The 17,738-nt window shown below is 67.0% G+C and carries 21 protein-coding genes; 5 read left to right on the forward strand and 16 right to left on the reverse strand.

Annotation, left to right across the window (positions count from 1 at the left end; genetic code table 11):
- Position 1: 1 nt before the first annotated feature.
- A complete protein-coding gene (gene lplT / locus AC0N04_RS06165) occupies positions 2-1,279 on the reverse strand; it encodes a lysophospholipid transporter LplT (RefSeq protein ID WP_474279749.1) in 1,278 nt (425 codons plus the stop codon).
- 151 nt (positions 1,280-1,430) lie between these two features.
- Here lplT and alr point away from each other — a divergent pair, with 151 nt between their 5' ends.
- The 3 genes from alr to arfB are packed head-to-tail and all read left to right on the forward strand — an operon-like array spanning position 1,431 to position 3,489.
- Positions 1,431-2,537, forward strand: coding sequence for an alanine racemase (gene alr, locus AC0N04_RS06170; RefSeq protein WP_474279751.1), 1,107 nt, complete (start codon positions 1,431-1,433; stop codon positions 2,535-2,537).
- A gap of 53 nt (positions 2,538-2,590) precedes the next feature.
- Positions 2,591-3,079, forward strand: a complete 489-nt coding sequence (locus tag AC0N04_RS06175; protein WP_474279753.1) for an acyl-CoA thioesterase — start codon at positions 2,591-2,593, stop codon at positions 3,077-3,079.
- 8 nt (positions 3,080-3,087) lie between these two features.
- A complete protein-coding gene (arfB, locus tag AC0N04_RS06180) occupies positions 3,088-3,489 on the forward strand; it encodes an alternative ribosome rescue aminoacyl-tRNA hydrolase ArfB (RefSeq protein ID WP_474279755.1) in 402 nt (133 codons plus the stop codon).
- Positions 3,490-3,893: 404 nt separating this feature from the next.
- Here the strand turns inward: arfB and AC0N04_RS06185 are convergent, their stop codons facing one another.
- The 8 genes from AC0N04_RS06185 to AC0N04_RS06220 all read right to left on the reverse strand — a co-directional run bounded on the left by AC0N04_RS06185 (position 3,894) and on the right by AC0N04_RS06220 (position 9,632).
- Positions 3,894-4,508 (reverse strand): hypothetical protein, encoded by a 615-nt coding sequence (locus AC0N04_RS06185; RefSeq protein WP_474279757.1) that lies wholly within the window; start codon positions 4,506-4,508, stop codon positions 3,894-3,896.
- A 352-nt stretch (positions 4,509-4,860) separates the two neighbouring features.
- Positions 4,861-5,355 (reverse strand): N-acetyltransferase family protein, encoded by a 495-nt coding sequence (locus AC0N04_RS06190; RefSeq protein ID WP_474279759.1) that lies wholly within the window; start codon positions 5,353-5,355, stop codon positions 4,861-4,863.
- A gap of 160 nt (positions 5,356-5,515) precedes the next feature.
- The gene (locus AC0N04_RS06195) at positions 5,516-5,812 is read right to left on the reverse strand and encodes a YciI family protein (protein WP_474280500.1); all 297 of its coding nucleotides are present in this window, start codon (positions 5,810-5,812) and stop codon (positions 5,516-5,518) included.
- Positions 5,813-5,965: 153 nt separating this feature from the next.
- Positions 5,966-7,354 carry a serine hydrolase domain-containing protein gene (locus tag AC0N04_RS06200; protein ID WP_474279762.1) on the reverse strand — a complete coding sequence of 463 codons (1,389 nt, stop codon included), beginning with the start codon at positions 7,352-7,354 and terminating at the stop codon, positions 5,966-5,968.
- Between the two features lie 204 nt (positions 7,355-7,558).
- Positions 7,559-7,849, reverse strand: a complete 291-nt coding sequence (locus AC0N04_RS06205; protein WP_474279764.1) for a hypothetical protein — start codon at positions 7,847-7,849, stop codon at positions 7,559-7,561.
- 209 nt (positions 7,850-8,058) lie between these two features.
- Positions 8,059-8,454, reverse strand: coding sequence for a DUF1398 domain-containing protein (locus AC0N04_RS06210; RefSeq protein ID WP_474279766.1), 396 nt, complete (start codon positions 8,452-8,454; stop codon positions 8,059-8,061).
- Between the two features lie 33 nt (positions 8,455-8,487).
- Positions 8,488-8,958, reverse strand: a complete 471-nt coding sequence (locus AC0N04_RS06215; RefSeq protein WP_474279768.1) for a MarR family winged helix-turn-helix transcriptional regulator — start codon at positions 8,956-8,958, stop codon at positions 8,488-8,490.
- Positions 8,959-9,191: 233 nt separating this feature from the next.
- On the reverse strand, positions 9,192-9,632 hold the full coding sequence (locus AC0N04_RS06220; RefSeq protein ID WP_474279770.1) for a MarR family winged helix-turn-helix transcriptional regulator: 441 nt from the start codon (positions 9,630-9,632) through the stop codon (positions 9,192-9,194).
- A gap of 85 nt (positions 9,633-9,717) precedes the next feature.
- Here AC0N04_RS06220 and AC0N04_RS06225 point away from each other — a divergent pair, with 85 nt between their 5' ends.
- Positions 9,718-11,010: an MFS transporter gene (locus AC0N04_RS06225; RefSeq protein ID WP_474279772.1), complete on the forward strand. Its 1,293-nt coding sequence runs from the start codon at positions 9,718-9,720 to the stop codon at positions 11,008-11,010.
- Between the two features lie 157 nt (positions 11,011-11,167).
- Here the strand turns inward: AC0N04_RS06225 and AC0N04_RS06230 are convergent, their stop codons facing one another.
- Complete coding sequence (locus AC0N04_RS06230; protein WP_474279773.1) at positions 11,168-12,100, reverse strand: energy transducer TonB; 933 nt, start codon at positions 12,098-12,100, stop codon at positions 11,168-11,170.
- A 233-nt stretch (positions 12,101-12,333) separates the two neighbouring features.
- Positions 12,334-13,608: a Glu/Leu/Phe/Val family dehydrogenase gene (locus AC0N04_RS06235; protein ID WP_474279774.1), complete on the reverse strand. Its 1,275-nt coding sequence runs from the start codon at positions 13,606-13,608 to the stop codon at positions 12,334-12,336.
- Positions 13,609-13,815: 207 nt separating this feature from the next.
- Here AC0N04_RS06235 and proC point away from each other — a divergent pair, with 207 nt between their 5' ends.
- Positions 13,816-14,658 carry a pyrroline-5-carboxylate reductase gene (gene proC / locus AC0N04_RS06240; protein WP_474279775.1) on the forward strand — a complete coding sequence of 281 codons (843 nt, stop codon included), beginning with the start codon at positions 13,816-13,818 and terminating at the stop codon, positions 14,656-14,658.
- Positions 14,659-14,677: 19 nt separating this feature from the next.
- Here proC and ubiA read toward each other — a convergent pair whose 3' ends face one another.
- From ubiA to AC0N04_RS06265, 5 genes are all read right to left on the reverse strand, one after another.
- Entirely contained in the window at positions 14,678-15,571 is an 894-nt protein-coding gene (gene ubiA / locus AC0N04_RS06245) for a 4-hydroxybenzoate octaprenyltransferase (RefSeq protein ID WP_474279776.1), read from the reverse strand.
- Between the two features lie 68 nt (positions 15,572-15,639).
- The gene (locus AC0N04_RS06250) at positions 15,640-16,353 is read right to left on the reverse strand and encodes an alpha/beta fold hydrolase (RefSeq protein WP_474279777.1); all 714 of its coding nucleotides are present in this window, start codon (positions 16,351-16,353) and stop codon (positions 15,640-15,642) included.
- A 43-nt stretch (positions 16,354-16,396) separates the two neighbouring features.
- Positions 16,397-16,675 carry a hypothetical protein gene (locus AC0N04_RS06255; protein WP_474279778.1) on the reverse strand — a complete coding sequence of 93 codons (279 nt, stop codon included), beginning with the start codon at positions 16,673-16,675 and terminating at the stop codon, positions 16,397-16,399.
- Between the two features lie 54 nt (positions 16,676-16,729).
- Positions 16,730-17,365 carry a glutathione S-transferase gene (locus AC0N04_RS06260; RefSeq protein WP_474279779.1) on the reverse strand — a complete coding sequence of 212 codons (636 nt, stop codon included), beginning with the start codon at positions 17,363-17,365 and terminating at the stop codon, positions 16,730-16,732.
- Positions 17,366-17,372: 7 nt separating this feature from the next.
- A complete protein-coding gene (locus tag AC0N04_RS06265; RefSeq protein WP_474279780.1) occupies positions 17,373-17,702 on the reverse strand; it encodes a DMT family transporter in 330 nt (109 codons plus the stop codon).
- Positions 17,703-17,738: the final 36 nt, after the last annotated feature.

The following is a 17,738-nucleotide window of genomic DNA, read 5'->3' on the forward strand; positions in this document are numbered from 1 at the left end:
CTCAGTGCCGGTCGGAGCGGGCGATGGCCAGCAGGCGCTGGACCTCGTCGCGATGGTGGACGCAGTTGTGGCGGTGCCAGCGACCGATCAGGGCCATCGCCGCGGCCACGCCCAGCCCCATCACGGCGATCGTCGTGTAGGCCGTCAGGCCGTAGCGGGTCATCGCGGTGTAGAACGCGCCCAGGCCCAGGATGCAGGCCTGCTCGTTGAAGTTCTGCACCGCGATCGACCGGCCGGCGCCCATCAGGTTGTGGCCGCGGTGCTGCAGCAAGGCGTTCATCGGCACCACCAGGTAGCCGCCGATCCCGCCCAGCAGGATCAGGAACGGTGCCGCGACGCCGACGTTGCGGATCAGGTTCAGGCCGACCAGCAGCAGGCCCATCGCCACGCCCAGCGGAATCACCCGGGTCGCCCGGTCCAGCCGCATGAACACCGAGGCCACCACCGCGCCGGTGGCGGTGCCGATTGCCACCACGCCGGTCAGCGCCGAGGCCTGGGTCGTGCCATAGCCCAGCGCCACCGCGGCCCACGCGAACACGATCACCCGCAGGTTGCTGGAGACACCCCAGAACAGCGTCGTGGTGGCCAGCGAGATCTGGCCCAGCCGGTCGGCCCACAGCCGCGCATTGCACTGGCTGAAGTCGCGCACCAGTTCGACCACGTTGGCCGACAGCGGCTGCAGCGGCGCCTCGGTGCGCGGAATCTTCAGGTTGAACACCGAGGCGATCACGTACAGCCCGGCCACGGTGCTGATCGCCGCCTGCGACGGCGTGTCGATGCCGGTGTCGATCAGCGGCAGGTCGAAGCTCAGCAGCCACGGGGCCAGGTGCGGGCCGACCAGCTGCCCGCCCAGCAGCACGCCCAGGATGATGGACAGGATCGTCAGGCCTTCGATCCAGCCGTTGGCCTTGACCAGCTGCGACGGCGGCAGCAGCTCGGTCAGGATGCCGTACTTGGCCGGCGAATAGGCCGCCGCGCCCAGGCCCACCACCGCATAGGACAGCAGCGGATGGCCGCCGAACAGCATCATCGCGCAGCCCACGCCCTTGATGCTGTTCGAATAGAACATCACCTGGCCCTTGGGCACGGCGTCGGCGAAGGCGCCGACCAGCGGCGCCAGCAGCACATAGAACAGCGCGAACATCGGCGTCAGGGCCGGGATCTCCCAGCCCGGCGCCTGGCTGGACTTGATCAGCTCGATGGCGCCCACCAGCAAAGCGTTGTCGGCCAGCGAGCTGAAGAACTGCGCCGCCATCACGGTGTAGAAGCCTTTTTTCATGCAGGGCAAAGGCGGTGCGGGCGCGACGCGACGGGCGGCGCAATCGGATCGCGGGGTCTCCTTGAAAGCGTGCGGTTTATAGCACGGGGGTGCGGCCCGCCGGGGCGGGCCCGGCTGGCAGAATGACGGGCTTGCGACCCGAAAGCCGTTGATGCCGCGCCCGATCGAAGCCCTGATCCACCCCGACGCCCTGGCCCACAACCTGGACACCGCCCGCCGCCTGGCGCCGGATGCGCGGGTCTGGGCGGTGGTCAAGGCCAATGCCTACGGCCACGGCATCGAACGCGCGTTCGAGGGCCTGCGCGCCGCCGACGGCTTCGCGCTGCTCGACCTGGCCGAGGCCGAGCGGCTGCGCGCACTCGACTGGCGCGGCCCCATCCTGTTGCTCGAAGGGGTGTTCGAGGCGCGCGACCTGGAACTGTGTTCGCGCCTGAACCTCTGGCACGTGGTGCACTGCGAGCAGCAGATCGACTGGCTCAGCGCCCACAAGACCCACCAGCCGCACCGGGTGTTCCTGAAGATGAACAGCGGCATGAACCGGCTCGGCTTCGGGCCGCACGCGCTGCGCTCGGCCTGGACCCGGCTGAGCGCCCTGCCCCAGGTCGACGAGATCTCGCTGGTGACCCATTTCTCGGACGCCGACGCGCCGCGCTTCGGCCGCAACGGCATCGCGCACCAGATGGCGGCCTGGCACGAGGCCACCGACGACCTGCCCGGCGAGCGCTCGCTGGCCAACAGCGCCGCCACGCTACGCCACCTGAGCGAGGCCGGCGTGCGGGCCGATTGGGTGCGCGCCGGCGTGATGCTGTACGGCGGCGTGCCCGATTTCCCCGAGCACGATGCGCGCCACTGGGGCCTGCAGCCGGCGATGACGCTGCGCTCCAAGCTGATCGCGGTGCAGGCCCTGCAGCCCGGCGACAGCGTGGGCTACGGCAGCTCGTTCGTCGCCGAGACCGCGATGCGCATCGGCGTGGTGGCCTGCGGCTATGCCGACGGCTACCCGCGCCACTGCCCGACCGGCACGCCGGTGCTGGTCGACGGCCTGCGCAGCCGCACCATCGGCCGGGTGTCGATGGACATGCTGGCGGTGGACCTGTCGCCGGTGCCGGCCGCGCAGATCGGCAGCGAAGTCACGCTCTGGGGCCACGGCCCGCAGGGCCAGCGGCTGGCCATCGACGAGGTGGCCCGCGCCGCCGGCACGATAGGCTACGAGCTGATGTGCGCGCTGGCGCCGCGGGTGCCGGTCCGCGTCGCCTGACGCCGCGTTCGGCCGGCGCCCCACCGCAACCTCATCTGCCCCTGGGAGCCTGCATGACACCGCCCTCGCACCACCTCTCGATGACGGTGCTGATGACGCCCGACATGGCCAACTTCAGCGGCAAGGTGCACGGCGGCGCGATCCTGAAGATCCTCGACCAGGTGGCCTACGCCTGCGCCAGCCGCTACGCCGGCTGCTACGTGGTCACGCTCAGCGTCGACCAGGTGACCTTCCGCGAACCGATCCACGTCGGCGAGTTGGTGAGCTTCCTGGCCTCGGTCAACCACACCGGCCGCTCGTCGATGGAGATCGGCATCAAGGTCGTGACCGAGGACATCCGCACCCGCCGCACCCGGCATGCCAACAGCTGCTTCTTCACGATGGTGGCGGTGGACGAGGCGATGCGGCCCACCGCGGTGCCGCCGTTCGTCCCGGGCACGCCCGACGAGATCCGGCGCAACGAGAACGCGCAGACGCGCCGCCAGCTGCGCCAGGAACTGGAGCAGCGCCACCGCAGCCTGCGCCATCCGCCGGCGGGCTGAGGCCGGCGATGCCGCGCTGCACCGTCTCGCCGCAGGAAGTCCGCTTCACCGCGATCCGGGCCCAGGGCGCGGGCGGGCAGAACGTCAACAAGGTCTCGAACGCGGCGCACCTGCGCTTCGACATCCGCGCGTCGTCGCTGCCCGAGGCGGTCAAAGCACGGCTGCTGGCCTGGCCCGACAGCCGCATCACCGCCGACGGCGAGGTGGTGATCAAGGCCCAGGACCACCGCAGCCTGGAGATGAACCGCGCCGACGCGCTGGCGCGCCTACAGGCGCTGGTGGACGAAGCCGCCCACGTGCCGCGCGCCCGCCGCGCCACCAAACCCACCCGCAGCTCGCAGCGGCGCCGCCTGGAAGGCAAGGCGCTGCGCGGCCAGATCAAGGCCGGTCGCGGACGGGTCAGCGACTGAGCCCCGGTGCTGCGGCCTGCGGATGTCGGGACGACTTGCACGGCGGCGTCGCTGGCGAATGAGGGCCGGGTTCGGGGTCGCGTGTTGCGGCAGCTGGCGACCCGAGACGGACCTTCAGTAAGCAGAAATGCTTGCCAGGCACCTGACTTCCGTGCCGTCAAGCCGTAGGCTGCTGATCTCGATTGTTGCAGTCTCAAACTGATATGAGGTCGAACTTCGAAAACGGCCTTTCAGATGCAACCCTAGCTGTACCGCGCAGCAACCCGTCCTTCCAAATTTGGGGCCCATTGCAAAGACCAGATCCACTTCTTCGTTTACCAAGCCATCTGCAATCGGGCGCCCCATCCTAAATAACCACATAGGCAGCTGATTGTTCCTAAATTGGAAGATGGTTAGAACAGTGGCTATGCCTGCCCGTGCGGTCTTGGAATTGGGGTCATTGGGAATGGGAGTACTTCGATGAGATTCGACTTGCGCGATGCTACTAGTTGATTTTCGGCTGTATCTTGTTCCCATTTTTTTACTGCAAGGCACATATCGGTACAAAAGATATTTACATCCAGATGGAGTGCGCTTCCAACTCGCCCAAAACTTACCAGGGCTCCAAGCGGCGCAGGCTCCATAAAGAGGATGGACTCCCCCAGGCCACGCGGGGTGGTGAACGTATACCCGTTATGTAAGCAGCGACAACGAAGGCGCCAGCAGTCCTCTGAAGTAAAATTTGCGGTGGGGGAGGTCTTTGTGTTTTTCAGGAATTCCTTTCCGCGTTCTGACTGTGCCGCAACGTGGGCGGGTTTCCGAATCATCAGGTACTCATAAAGATTTGAATGGCAATATCTTTCTCGAAGATATCGATCAAACCAAGCCTTGTATCGGCTACCGATTTCATTGTTCGGATCCTTCCCCTCCGGAAGTTCCAAGCTGCTGCAGACATCAGGCATGGCGAGGGTCATGAATATTGCTGCAAACCAGTTTTTTGTTTGTACAGAAAGCTGAATTGAAGATATAAAACGTTCCATGGTGCCTCTTTGGAGTATTCCCTAGCCGGGAATAAATTTAGATTGGTCCTCGCCGGCAATTTCTTTCATTTTCTGCGACAAGGTTTTCATTGTCAGTCGACACCAATCTTTAAACATTCGAGTAAGCCAGAATAACTATCTACAATTCTTCTAGACTGTTGAATTTGCTACATGCCCACTCAAATCCATTGATCACAATCCAAACTTTCAAGTAACCAAGTGCGCTCTAGGTAACTGCGCAAGCAGCCATCAAGAATGGCTTTTCTGATGGGTATTTAACATTGGCACAGCCGAAATCGCCAAGCCCATCAGCGGCCGGTCATGAACAGCTGCTCCTGCCCGGCACCAGCCCTCAAGCACCGCGCAACAGCGCCATGGAATGGCAATCGAGATACTTGCCATCAACGAGCATGGATCGCCGCTTGACGCCCTCGTGTTCAAAGCCCAATCTCTCGTACAGAGTTCTTGCGTTGTGGTTGTCTTCACGCACCGTGAGTTCGATTCGCGCAAGGCCCCGGGTCCACGCCGTTGCAACGGCTGCCTCCAGCAACTTCCTGCCGATACCCTGCCTTCGAAAGGCTGGCATAAGCCCGATGCCCAATGTGCCCACATGTCGCCGGCTCTCGCCAAAGTTCGGCAGAACGTCGCACCAGCCAACAACATTGGGGCCATGAAGCGCCAGGTGGCATTGCCCATCGGCTAATACAGAACGGTAGAAGCCGATTGCCACCTCCAATGGTGGCGCCTGAAACATGGCGAGGAAGCGGCGCTCACGGGCAACCACGTCCGCTACCTCACGCAACGCCGAGAAATGCTGCTCCTCCAGGTGCGCGAGGGTGACTTCCATGATGCGAGGCTTCCTCCCTGGGGCGGGCGATTTTGTCTGGGACCGCGAAGCACGCGGGGCATTTGCAGAGTACTACTCGTTTGGCTGGCGCTTCCGAATGCCGCCTGTGACGAACGACCGTACCTGGTCGGCTTCCGTCGTCGAACAGTCGCCGCCGATACTAGACAAGAGCTTTCAGCTCCGGCAGGGCCTTGCTCCAGTGAAGCACCTCGACAGATTCGCGCAGCCCGCAGCAAGTAAATGGGTCAGATTCGACCAAGGCAAGGACGTCCGCCTTCGACGTCGCCTCGACGACCCAGAGTCCACCCCTTGGCACTTCACCTGGCTCGCGCCTGAGCGATCCAGCCACAAGAATCAGATCGGTATGGCGAGCCACCCACTCGATATGGGCTTGCAAGTTCGCTGCCCTCAATTCACCTTGTCCAGACTTGTCCTGAAACAGCACCGCGAACAACATCAGCAATCCCTCCCGCTCATTCGTTGGAATCGACTTTACTGTTTTCCGCGTTCGTCTCATCGGCAGGCTGCCATGAGGCTAACATTGGCAATCGGCCGCTCCTGGCCGAGTCCGGCCACGCCGGCATTAAGCCCGTGACCGCTCTCCAAGCGATCATGACGACGCGGCGGCGTCTTCCAGCTCAAGCAAGGCTTTCTGTCCGTTGTTGTTCAACACGTTCGTGACCGCTGCGCAGACCAGCCGGCGTCGCGGGTCAATCCGCACCTCGGCTTTCCACCACCCGTTGGTGCCGCCGTGATACAGCACGCCATCGAGGCCGACTTCCCATCCGAGCGCATAGTGGCCGCCGAATGGCGGCGTGTGCAGCGTCTCCCACGAGGCCGGGTGGAGAAAGCTGCTTGGCCGATCGCGATGGGCGCGGAGGTACTTGACAAGGTCGGGCAAGGCCATGTTGACGCGGCCCGCCGGCCCCATGGCAAAGGGAACGTCGGTGCGGACGGGCTCCAGCCCACGCGCGCCCATGCGGTGCCCTTGCGGTTGGTCGCTTCCGTCCGCGCTACCTGGCGGTCCGAAGCCGACGCTGGTCAGGCCGAGCGGCTGTACCACATGGTTGTCGAAGAGCCTCTCCCATGGCGCGCCGCCGACGACCTCCAGCATCAGCCCGGCAGCCACGTAGTCAAGATTGCTGTAGACCGTGTTCGTCCCTGCCGGGCCCAGGGGCGGCTCCCGCAGCCCTGCCCGCACATAGGCCAGCCTTTGCTGTTCGGGTGGTAGGTCGACATAGGCCTGGGTCGGAACGTCGCGAACGAGACCGCCGCGGTGGCTCAGCAGATGCACGATGGTCAGGCCCCGATAAGCGACCAGCATGTCGGGAATGCGGGAGCCTAGGACGTCGCCGACCGAGGTCGTCCAATCCAGCAGGCCGCGCTCGATCAGCCGCGCCGCAAGCGTCGCTGTCATGTTCTTGGTCACCGATCCGAGGTGCCATCGATCGCGGACCTGCACCGGCACGCGGCGCGTCGTCGAACGCCATCCGTCGACAAGGACGTGAGTGGGGCCAGGGGCCCGCTCCCAGGCGACGCCCATCGCGGGACAGTTCGCGGCAGCTCTCAAGGCCTTGAGACCTTGCTGGGTGATAGGCACGAGTTGCACCGCCGGCATGGGCCTTTCCGTGTACAGATCGCCGCGGATGAACGTCAGGGGAATTTTCTCTTGTCCCCGGCGCACGGTGCCCACCAGGTCGCCATGGCGATCCAGCACGCCTTCGAAGGTGAGCGGCGGCCGCTCGGTGCCGAATTCCACGCGGCCATCGGCCATGTGGAATCGATTCAGTGGCAAGGCGCCTACGCCGAAAACCACCAATTCGGCCGACGTGCTGCTCATCACCCGAAGCGTCAGGCGCGTCGGCGGATCATCGGCCTCAAGGAATCCGGACCACACGTCAACCGCGCCGGTGGAGAGGGGGACCCCCGACCTTGCCGCTGCGATGCAGCAGGCGAGCGCCCCGACGACGAGGCAGCGACGACTGGGGGAAGCGTTCATGACTCATTCCCGGCTGGAGGCATCCGGCGCGACTCGCCGCCCGACGAGCGTCCACGCCAAGCCGCCCTCTGATCTCCGAAGGCAGCCTCCGGCAGTGTCGCCTGTGGGCCGAAAAGCGCCTTCGCATTTTCCACAAGGCTGTCAGCTCGATGGTCGGGCCGCTGATCTCCAGACGAGCCCTTCGCCGCCAGCGTTGGCTGTCGACTACCAACCCATCATGTGCACCGGAACGAGTGCGGCCGCCAATGCGAAACCCTGTGCCACAACGACGCGCAAGCCTTGCAGCGGCGCTTGCCGGAGCCACCGGAGCCCGAAGTAGGCGATGACCGGAATCTGGCAAACAACCAGCAACTGATACAGGTGGGCAAGAGCGCCTTCATCCGGCTCAGGACTCAAGCCATGGATCGAGACTTGAACTGCGACGAGCACCAAGGCAATCAGCGACATCACGACCGGGATACGAGCGCTGGCCTTCTTACCAAGGAAGAGTTCCATGATGTCGCCTCCTGCGGGTGTTGAACATTGGCAGTCTATCCACTTGCACGAATCAGACGCAGAGGCAGCCATTGGCCACGCCCCGGAAGCTGCCTTTCATGACGGACGGCTGGCCGAGACCTCTGGCCGGCCCGTGCGTCACATCGCTGCCATTGACGGTAGCCGCGTCCGAGACGGTCGATGGCGCGGCCGCCATCGACGATCAGATCTCAGTCGGGGAATCGCTCGGTGTGCGTCTCGCCCCGGCGACCCGCGTACACGACGTGGCGGCCTGCAATCCAGACGGTGTATGCCGCGCATCCGGCGCGCTGCGACAGCGGCTTGAACTCCGGATACATCACGCGCCCCTGCTGTGCACCGACGATGGCTGCACGCAAGGCTTCGACATCGAACACGTCCGCAACGCCATGCTCCGGGCGTTCAAAGTTGAAATCAGCGGTGCTTCCGTCGGACAGGTAGTAGGTGGCGCGTCCGCTGCGGTAGTCAACGTGGTAGGACTCCACACCCGCGCCCATCAGCCGGCCGATCACTTCGCCGAAGTGGATGGCGCCTTGATGGGAAGCCTCAAACGTGTCGCGGATGGCAGACAGGGTGGTCTGGTTCATGATGTGCTTTCGAATGAAGACGGGGTCACCGGGTCAAGCGGTGGGGACGTCTTTGAGTTGGTGGTGTTGCACCAGGGCGCGCATCGCACGCGCCAGCGCTTGGCGCTCGGCGGCGGAGAGGTGGCCGAAGAAATGGGCGTCATTGGCATCAGCCAGCGCAGCCAGCTTGGGGACCAGCCCCCTGCCCGCAGCGGTCAGGCGCAGGCTTTGTTCGCGGGCGCGTCCCTCGGCCAGCTGCCGCTTTGCAAGCCCCTTCTCCTCCAGCCGCGAGACGAGCTTGGATGCAGCCCCCTTGGTCATGCCAAGCGCGTGGATCAGCTCTGCATGCGTCGTCTCGTCCTGAGACCAGAGTGTGCGTAACGCCACCCATTCGGTGACGGTGACGTCCTTCTGCTCCAGCAGCGTTTGAAATCGAGCGGAGACGTGGTTGGAGACGAAACGCAGCCAGAACCCGAGATGGGCCTCCAGTGGCGAAGGTGCAGGTGGTTTGGCGCTGCGGGTCATTAGGTTTCCCAAGAAACTGAAGGCAGTTTAGTTTCTTGGGAAACCAATGTCAACAGGCATGGCGAGGCTGCCCGAGCCCTGCAGGCCTGAGGACTGCCGCTGGGTACCGGGCTTGCTGGCCGGGCGGTGCGCAACACCGGGGCCACCGTCGCACAGCGCCAACTCTCGGTACACGAACCAAGCAGGCGCATGGCGACGGCAGCTACGGGCCGAGAAGGGCGGTCACAGGCGCTTCACTTGTCCGAGATCGGTTTCTCGTGAAGTCGGGCCAAACATTCATCGATGACTTCATGCAAGCGCAGCACGAGGTCATTGCCCATCTGGTCGTTGAATGCCTGCTGCGCTCGCTTCCACTGCCTCTGGGCTTCGGCCTGCTGGGCGACACCGGCCGAGGTGGCATGCACCTGACGGCTGCGGCCGTCTTCGCCTGCGGTCACTTCGACCCAGCCGTGCAGCAACAGCGGTTGCAGGTTGCGCGTCAGCGTCGACGCGTCCATCTCGAGGACCGCCGCCAATTGCCCCGGCCGCACGGGGCCGAGTCGAACGATGTGAGACAGCAGCGAGTACTGGGTCGTCTTCAAACCCGCTTGCACAACGACGGCATCAAACTGCTGACTGACGCGCCTGGAGAGCTGTCGGAGCTTCAGGCTGCTGCAGCCCTTGGGGTTCGCCACAGGGGCTTTGGGGGCTTTTGAACCAGTCTCTCGCATCAGTGAATTGTAATTACAATGATTGCAATTACAAGCAAAAGCCACCCCGATGATCGCCCAATACACCTCGAACGAGCTTGGCCGGCGCGGCGTCCATTACGGCTGGGTGGTTGCCGCAGTGACCTTCTTCGCGATGCTGACCACGTCGGCGGCCCTGGGCCTGCCTGGCGCGATGCTGCGACCCCTCAGCAAGGAGTTCGGCTGGACCACCGACCAGTTGTCCTCCGTCTTCGCGTTGCGCTTCGCGCTCTTCGGCTTGCTGGGCCCGTTCTCGGCACTCTTCATTGGACGATTCGGCCTGCGCCGCATCATGGTGACGGCTGCCTGCCTGATTGCGGTGGCCATGGGGCTCGCCACGGTCATCACCCAGCTGTGGCAGCTCTTCCTGTTGTGGGGCTTGGTGCTGGGCTGCGGCACCGGGTTGACCGCTTTGGTGCTGGGCGCCATGGTGGCCAACCGTTGGTTCACCACCCATCGGGGCCTGGTGGTCGGACTGTTTGCGGCCAGCACCGCCACCGGGCAGCTGATCTTCCTGCCGGCGGCGGCTTGGATCATCGAGCATGCGGGCTGGCGCTACGCCGTGCTACCCGTCGTCGTCGCGTGCGTGGTGGTCACCGTGCTGGCCAAGTTGTTCATGCGCGACCGCCCGAGTGATGTCGGACTGCGCGCCTACGGAGAGCCACTGGACACGCCGCCGATCGCCCCGAGCGCGCCGGCGCCGCTCGACTTCCTGGCGCCCTTCGCGATGCTGGCCGAGGCCGCGCGCGACCGTACGTTCTGGGTGTTGGCCGGCAGCTTCTTCATTTGCGGACTCAGCACCAATGGCCTGGTGCAAACGCACTTCATCTCGCTGTGCGGCGACCGGGGCCTGTCAGCCGTCCCGGCAGCGTCGGTGCTGTCGATGATGGGCGCGTTCGATCTGATCGGCACCACGCTGTCGGGCTACCTCTCCGACCGTTTCGACAACCGCAAGCTGCTGTTCTGGTATTACGGCTTGCGCGGTTTGTCGCTGTTCTGGCTGCCGTTCTCGACCTTCACGCTGTACGGCTTGTCGCTGTTTGCGATGTTCTACGGTCTGGATTGGATTGCCACCGTGCCACCGACGGTCAAGCTCGCCGCTCAGGCCTTCGGCAAGGAGCGCGCCGGCCTGATTTTCGGATGGGTGTTTGCATCGCACCAACTCGGCGCCGCCGTGGCGGCCTACGGTGCCGGCTTGACCCGCACGCTGCTGTTGACCTACAACCCGGCCCTGTTTGCCGCGGGCGCGGCATGCATGGTGGCATCCATGCTCGTCATGTCGGTTCATCGCCCTGCCATGGCGGTGAGCCAGCCTGGGCCTTAGAAGTGTCCGACCGGAGACCGTGACCACGCGCCGCGGCGTGGCGGGTGAAGCACAGAGATGGACCCATGTCGGAGACAGGCCGCTTGAAGCTCAAGGCACGCGAAGGCAGCCGGTCCTGACCCTCTGCTCATGGCCTGCAGCAGCCACGCACGCCGGATCAATTCGCGCCGTTCAACCGCTCCACGCTCCATTGATCGAGCTGGCGCTTGATGTCGCCGCTCTCCGTCTCGATCGAATCGGGCCGGGCGTCCGTGGGGCAATCGCCCGGCGCGGGCGCGCTGGCGGGCGGTGAGGTGTTCGGGCCCGGCGGCCGGGCCACGCCGTCGGGTGAAGAGCCGTCCCAGGCGAAGGGGTTGCGGAACGGGGCCGGATCGGCGACGCAGTCCCGGCTGTAGTTGGGTGGCCAGCCCGCGTCGAAGGGTTCGAACGAGATCGTCTGGTCGAACACGAGCGGTTGGCCGGTCGGCGTGGGGGGCAGTGGCGGCAGCGACCGAATGGCCTGCCAGGCCCGCTGGGAGCCCAGCGTCGTGGTCGACCACAGCTCTTCGACTTTGGCGAGCTTGCCGTCCGGTGCGATCTCGATGTGAAACCGCACCAGGCCTTGTTGCGGGCCCTCGACGGCAGTGCCCATCCTGCTGCGAACCATCTGCCCCCAGTCATAGCGGTAGCGCTTGCTGTTCTTGAGCGTGTAGGTGGCGGCCTTGCGCCATTCCTCGTCCGTCGGCGCAGCGGGTGCCGCCGTGGACGCGGGCACCTTGTTCTCCACCGGATGGACCCGGCCGGCGGGCGGGGTGGGCAGGGACAGGACGGGCGGCGCGGCACGCGGCGGCGCCGGACGGGCCCGCGGTCGCGGGGCTGGGTGCCGCGATCGATCGGGCGGCGACGCTCGCGTTCTCGGCGAGTCCGCAGGCGCCGGCGCCACGGCGTCGACGAGGCTGATGCGGAGGGGTTCGTGCAGCGGGGACGTGCGCGGCGGGAGGGGGGGCGCCCGGTGCCACCACAGCGCGAGCAATGCAGCGTGCAGCCCGAGCGACAGCACCAGGGTCGCCGCCAGGCGGGTCGCACCTTGGGCCCGGTAGCCTTGTTCCAAAGCGGGAGCTCAAAGGTTGCCGGAAAGGCGGCGATCTTAGCGTCACCCACCGGGTGATCGATCGCGGCCCCGGCGCCGTGGCGACGACGCCGGGCTTCTCCCTGGCCGGCATCCGCCGCCGCGTGCAGGGGGCCGCGAAGGGCCAGCGGACCGGGTGTCGCAGCCGGCCTGCCTTCAGCGCGCAGGCGGGCGGGCCGACAGACCCGGTTCGCCGGGGTCCGCCGGCCCGCGCATCAGGGATACAGGCCGCGTTCGACCCGGGCCTGCAGGATGCGCTCGCAGGCCACCGCGAAGGTGGCGGTGCGCAGCGTGATGTGGTGCTGGTCGGCGGTGTCCCAGATGCGCTTGAGCGCACCGACCATGATCTTGTCCAGCCGGACGTTGATCTCGTCCTCGGTCCAGAAGAAGCTGGAGAAGTCCTGCACCCACTCGAAGTAGCTGACCGTCACGCCGCCGGCGTTGCAGATCACGTCCGGCACAACCAGGATGTTGCGGTCGGCCAGGATGTCGTCGGCGGTCGGCACTGTCGGACCGTTGGCGCCTTCGAGCACCAGCTTGGCCTTGACGCGGCGGGCCCGCTCGGCGGTGATCTGGCCTTCGAGCGCAGCCGGGATCAGGATGTCGCAATCGACGTCCCAGAACTCCTCGTTGTTCATGCGCTCGCCGCCCTTGAAGCCGCCGACGCCGCCGGTGGCCTTGACGTGCGGCACCAGGTCCGCCAGGTCGAAGCCGTTGCCGTTGTAGATCGTGCCGGTGTGGTCCTGCGCGGCGACGATCTTCGCGCCGGCCTGGGCGAACAGCTCGGCCGCCGACGAGCCGACGTTGCCGAAGCCCTGCACCGCCACGCGCGCGCCGTTCAGGTCCAGGTTGATGCGCCGAGCGGCTTCGCGGCCGGTGACGAACACGCCGCGGCCGGTGGCCTTGACGCGGCCCAGCGAGCCGCCCAGGTGGATGGGCTTGCCGGTGACGACACCGGTGGCGGTGGTGCCGGTGTTCATCGAGTAGGTGTCCATCATCCACGCCATGATCTGCGGGTTGGTGTTCACGTCCGGGGCCGGAATGTCCTGCTGCGGCCCGATGATGATGCCGATCTCGCTGGTGTAGCGCCGCGTAATGCGCTCCAGCTCCTTGTTCGACAGCAGCTTGGGGTCGACGCGGATGCCGCCCTTGGCGCCGCCGTAGGGCAGGTTCACCGCGGCGTTCTTCACCGACATCCAGGCCGCCAGCGCCATCACCTCTTCCAGCGTCACGTCGGGGTGGTAGCGCACGCCGCCCTTGCCCGGCCCGCGCGACAGGTTGTGCTGCACGCGGTAGCCCTCGAAGTGGGCGATGGTGCCGTCGTCGAGCTCGATCGGGACGTCGACGATCAGCGCGCGCTTGGGGCGCTTGAGCGTGTCGATCCAGCGGGCCAGGTGGCCCAGGTAGGGTGCGACCCGGTCCACCTGCATCAGGTAGGTGCCCCAGGGGCTGTCGGGCGTCGGGTGGACAAAGGAAAGCGGTTCGGTCATGTTGTTCAGTCTCCAGAAGGGATATGCCGCTGCCGGCGCAGGCCTCGTGAGCCCGCCGCCGTCGGCATGGGTGCGCACTCTAGGCGCGGCGCTGCCGAATGAATCACTTTTCGTCATGCAAGATTTGCATGGATGTCCGCGAAGCGGCACATGGACCTGCGGCCCGCCGCGCCGCGCTGGCCGCGGCGGCCGACCTACACTGGCCGCATGAGCAGCCTCCCCGCCCCCTCTTCCAGCCCGCCCCGCATCGCCTTCGTCGGCGGCGGCAACATGGCCAGCGCGATCCTCGGCGGCCTGGTCCGCGCCGGCCATCCGGCCGATCGCTTCCTGGTCGTCGAGCCGTTCGCCGAACAGGCCCGGCGCCTGCGCCAGGACTTCGGCGCGCCGGTGCAGGCCGAGGCCGACGCGGCGCTGCAGCAGGCGGACATCGTGGTCTGGGCGGTCAAGCCGCAGCTGTTCCAGGCCGCCGCCGCACCGTGCGCGGCGCATGTCGCGCACGCGCTGCAGCTGTCGGTGATGGCCGGCATCCGCAGCGACGCCGTGGCCCGTGCCACCGGCAGCGAGCGCGTGGTGCGCGCGATGCCCAACACGCCGGCCCTGATCGGCCAGGGCATCAGCGGCCTGTACGCACGCCAGGCCGTCAGCGCCGACGAGCGCCGCCAGGTCGACGCCGTCCTGGCCCCCACCGGCCAGACACTGTGGGTGGACGCCGAAACCGACCTGGACGCGGTCACCGCGTTGTCGGGCTCGGGTCCGGCCTACGTGTTCTTCTTCATCGAGGCGATGATGCAGGCCGGCACCGAGATGGGCCTGAGCGCGGCCCAGGCGCAGCGCCTGGCGGTGGCGACGTTCGCCGGCGCGGCGGCGCTGGCCGGGCGATCGGACGAGGCGCCCGAGCTGCTGCGCCAGCGCGTCACCTCCAAGGGCGGCACCACCCATGCGGCCATCACCTCGCTGGAAGACGCCGGCGTCAAGCCGGCCTTCGTGCGGGCGCTGCATGCGGCCGCGCAGCGGGCCCGCGAGCTGGGCGACGAATTCGGCGCCGGCTGAGTCCCCGCGCCGCGGGCGCTCAAGGCCGCAGGGGCCCCTGCGCCAGCACCGTGCCGGCGAACACCGCGAAGCCGACCCAGTGGTTCAACCGGAACGCGCGGAAGCAACCGTCGCGCTGGCGTTCGCGGATCAACCGGTAGTGCCACAGCGCCTGCGCGCCCGCCGCGGCCATGCCCAGCAGCGCGATCCTGGGCACCCCCAGGTGCCAGGCCAGCGCCGCCCAGCCGACGAGGTAGACGGCGTAGAAGCCCATCACCGCCGCCACGTCCCAGCGGCCCAGCGTGATCGCCGAGGTCTTGATGCCGATCTTCAGGTCGTCGTCGCGATCGACCATCGCGTACTCGGTGTCGTAGGCCAGCACCCAGAACAGGTTGGCCACCAGCAGCGCCCAGGCCGATTTGGGCACCGCCGCGCCGACGGCGGCGAGGCTCCAGTCCTGCCCGCCCTGCGCCGCGGCGAAGGCCATCGGGATGCCGAAGCTGAAGGCCACGCCCAGCACCGCCTGCGGCATCGCCAGCACCCGCTTGGCATAGGGGTAGACCAGCGCCACCGCCAGCGCGGCGAAGCTCAGCACGATGGTGGGCGGGTTGGTGGTCAGCACCAGCGCGAACGCGGCCAGCGCCAGCACGGCCCCGACCGCCAGCGCCTCGCGCGCGCTGACCGCGCCGCGGGTCACCGGCCGCTGCGCGGTGCGCTTGACGTGCTTGTCGAACTCGCGGTCGGCCACGTCGTTGACGCAGCAGCCGGCGCTGCGCATCAGGATCGTGCCCAGCGTGAACACCGCCAGCAGATGCCAGCCCGGAAAGCCGTCGGACGCGATCCACAGCGCGCTGAGCGACGGCCACAGCAACAGCAGCCAGCCGGCGGGACGGTTCCAGCGGATCAGGTCCAGGTAGAGCGAGAGGCGATGCACGGCGCGAGATCGGTAGCGATGGATCGCGTGATTGTCGGCTCCCGCCGCGGTCGACCGGTGCGCGTCGGTCAGGCCGGCCCGGCCAGCGCCAGCAGCAGCCGCGCGGTCTCGGCCGGCCGGTTGCTGCAGACCATGTGGTTGGTGTCGATCTCGGCGTAGCGCCAGGCCGCCGAACTCTCGGCGTGTCGGGCCGCGCGCCAGAACGCCGCGTCGCCCAGGTCGCCCGCCGGCGCCTGGCTGGCCTTGAGGTAAGTGCGGCTGAAAGGGAAGTCCTCCAGCGGCCGCGCCAGGTAGACCGCCTCGGTGAAGCAGCCCTTGGGATGCGCGGTGCGCCGCGGCTTCATCCAGTCGGCCTCGGCAGGGTCGTCGTAGTCGCGCGCCGGCCCGGTCAGCGCCCATTCCTCGCCCAGCTCGATCCGCGCTCGGTCCCCGCGGCCCAGGTGGCTGAACATCGATTCGCCGTTCGCCGGCACGAAGGCGTCGAGGAAGACCAGGTGGGCGACCCGGTCCGCGATGTGCTCCAGGGCACCGGTGACGACGAAGCCGCCATACGAGAACCCGAGCAGCACGATGTCCTGCAAGTCCTCGTACAGCACCTGGTTGACGACGTCGCGCACGTGGGTGCTCAGACTCACCTGCGGGCTGGCCAGGTGCACGCGTTCGCCGATGCCCGTCAGGCTGGGCGTGAACACCTCGTGGCCCTCGGCCCGCAGCAGCCGCCTGACATGGCGGAATCCATGCGCGCCACCCCAGGCGCCGTGAACGAGAACGAAGGTGGTCATCGTGACTCCGGTGAGGCCAGGTCGGCCCGGGTTGGCGGCGCGCTCATTTCTCTTGCGCGGGGTCCAGGACGAACACCATGCCGAGCACGCCGATGGACACGGTACGGCCGTTCGCCGTGGTGTACGACGCCACGCCGAGCGGATGGTAGGTGGAGGTGAACGCCGTGAAGACACCCACGCCCAGCGCGCCCGCCAGCGGGCTGCGTTCGGCGATCACCGCCCGGATCTTGGCGCGGTGCTGCTCGGGCGAAGGATTGAAGACGAACGCCGCGGCGGTCACGGCTGCGGCGAGCCCGGCGGAGACGACGATTGCTTTGGCCATGCGCGACTGTAGTGCCAAGCGCCGGCGGCCGGACAGCGCAGGCCCGGACCGGCGTCAGTCCGGGTTCCGGCAGGTCCCGTCGCCGTGGGGTGCCGCCTGGAACGCCGGCAGCGCCTCGGCCGCCGCCGAGAACGCAGCGAGGCGCGGAAAGTCCGCCGCCGGCACCCACTCGGGCAGCATGCGCTGCGTGAAATGCCACGCGACCGCCACGCTGACGCCCGCCTGGTTCAGCGTGGACGGGGTGGCCGCGAGCGGCCGGCGATCGAGTTCGCGTTCGAGCTCGCCATAGGCGGCCAGCAACTGGCCCGTCACGCGCTGGACCCAGGGATCGTGGCGCTTTTCGGGCGGGCGCAGGCCACGCTCGTAGACGATCTGCACGCTCTTCTCGCAGGCCGCCAGCGCCAGGCCGACGAGCCGCAACGCATGCTGAAGCTCGTGGCGGTCCGTGGGCATCAGCGTGCGCGGCTGCGCCAGCGCCTCGGCGTAGTGCAGGATCAGCGTCGAATCCATCAGCACCTCGCCGTCGTCGCACACCAGGCTGGGCGCCTTGACGACCGGGTTGATCTGCTGGAACTCGGCGTAGGTGCTGAAGACCGACAGCGACCGATGCTCGAAGCGCAGGCCCAGCAGCTGCAGCGAGATGGCGACGCGCCGCACGTACGGCGAGTCCAGCATGCCGATGAGTTTCATGGTGTCCCTAGTGGGTTGACGAGGAAAAGAGATTGAGCACCGCCACGCCCGACATGATCAGCCCGATGCCGACCACGGCCGCGATATCCAGCTTCTGGCCGAACGACCACCAGGCAATGAGCGACACCAGCACGGTGCCGAAGCCCGACCAGATGGCGTAGGCGACCCCGACCGGGATGGTCCTGAGCGTCAGCGACAGGAAGTAGAACGCCAGCCCGTAGCCCGCCACCACCGCCAGCGAGGGCCCCAGCTTCGTGAAGCCGTCGGCCGCCTTGAGCGAGGAGGTGGCGATCACCTCGGCCACGATGGCGAGGGCAAGAAAGATCCAATTGTTCATGGCTTGGCGCTTTGCGGCCTGCCGCCCGGCTCCGGA

This window comes from Ideonella sp. sgz306126 (genome assembly GCF_056032705.1).

Bases quoted from the DNA above. Each gene is read 5' to 3' on its own strand.
- AC0N04_RS06175 (WP_474279753.1), top strand. From the start codon at position 2,591: ATGACACCGCCCTCGCACCACCTCTCGATGACGGTGCTGATGACGCCC.
- AC0N04_RS06255 (WP_474279778.1), bottom strand. From the start codon at position 16,675: ATGGCCAAAGCAATCGTCGTCTCCGCCGGGCTCGCCGCAGCCGTGACC.
- AC0N04_RS06260 (WP_474279779.1), bottom strand. From the start codon at position 17,365: ATGAAACTCATCGGCATGCTGGACTCGCCGTACGTGCGGCGCGTCGCC.
- AC0N04_RS06195 (WP_474280500.1), bottom strand. From the start codon at position 5,812: ATGTTGTTCGCGGTGCTGTTTCAGGACAAGTCTGGACAAGGTGAATTG.
- arfB (WP_474279755.1), top strand. From the start codon at position 3,088: ATGCCGCGCTGCACCGTCTCGCCGCAGGAAGTCCGCTTCACCGCGATC.
- proC (WP_474279775.1), top strand. From the start codon at position 13,816: ATGAGCAGCCTCCCCGCCCCCTCTTCCAGCCCGCCCCGCATCGCCTTC.
- AC0N04_RS06185 (WP_474279757.1), bottom strand. From the start codon at position 4,508: ATGGAACGTTTTATATCTTCAATTCAGCTTTCTGTACAAACAAAAAAC.
- alr (WP_474279751.1), top strand. From the start codon at position 1,431: ATGCCGCGCCCGATCGAAGCCCTGATCCACCCCGACGCCCTGGCCCAC.
- AC0N04_RS06250 (WP_474279777.1), bottom strand. From the start codon at position 16,353: ATGACCACCTTCGTTCTCGTTCACGGCGCCTGGGGTGGCGCGCATGGA.
- AC0N04_RS06225 (WP_474279772.1), top strand. From the start codon at position 9,718: ATGATCGCCCAATACACCTCGAACGAGCTTGGCCGGCGCGGCGTCCAT.
- lplT (WP_474279749.1), bottom strand. From the start codon at position 1,279: ATGAAAAAAGGCTTCTACACCGTGATGGCGGCGCAGTTCTTCAGCTCG.
- AC0N04_RS06190 (WP_474279759.1), bottom strand. From the start codon at position 5,355: ATGGAAGTCACCCTCGCGCACCTGGAGGAGCAGCATTTCTCGGCGTTG.
- AC0N04_RS06235 (WP_474279774.1), bottom strand. From the start codon at position 13,608: ATGACCGAACCGCTTTCCTTTGTCCACCCGACGCCCGACAGCCCCTGG.
- AC0N04_RS06200 (WP_474279762.1), bottom strand. From the start codon at position 7,354: ATGAACGCTTCCCCCAGTCGTCGCTGCCTCGTCGTCGGGGCGCTCGCC.
- AC0N04_RS06265 (WP_474279780.1), bottom strand. From the start codon at position 17,702: ATGAACAATTGGATCTTTCTTGCCCTCGCCATCGTGGCCGAGGTGATC.
- AC0N04_RS06215 (WP_474279768.1), bottom strand. From the start codon at position 8,958: ATGACCCGCAGCGCCAAACCACCTGCACCTTCGCCACTGGAGGCCCAT.
- AC0N04_RS06210 (WP_474279766.1), bottom strand. From the start codon at position 8,454: ATGAACCAGACCACCCTGTCTGCCATCCGCGACACGTTTGAGGCTTCC.
- AC0N04_RS06205 (WP_474279764.1), bottom strand. From the start codon at position 7,849: ATGGAACTCTTCCTTGGTAAGAAGGCCAGCGCTCGTATCCCGGTCGTG.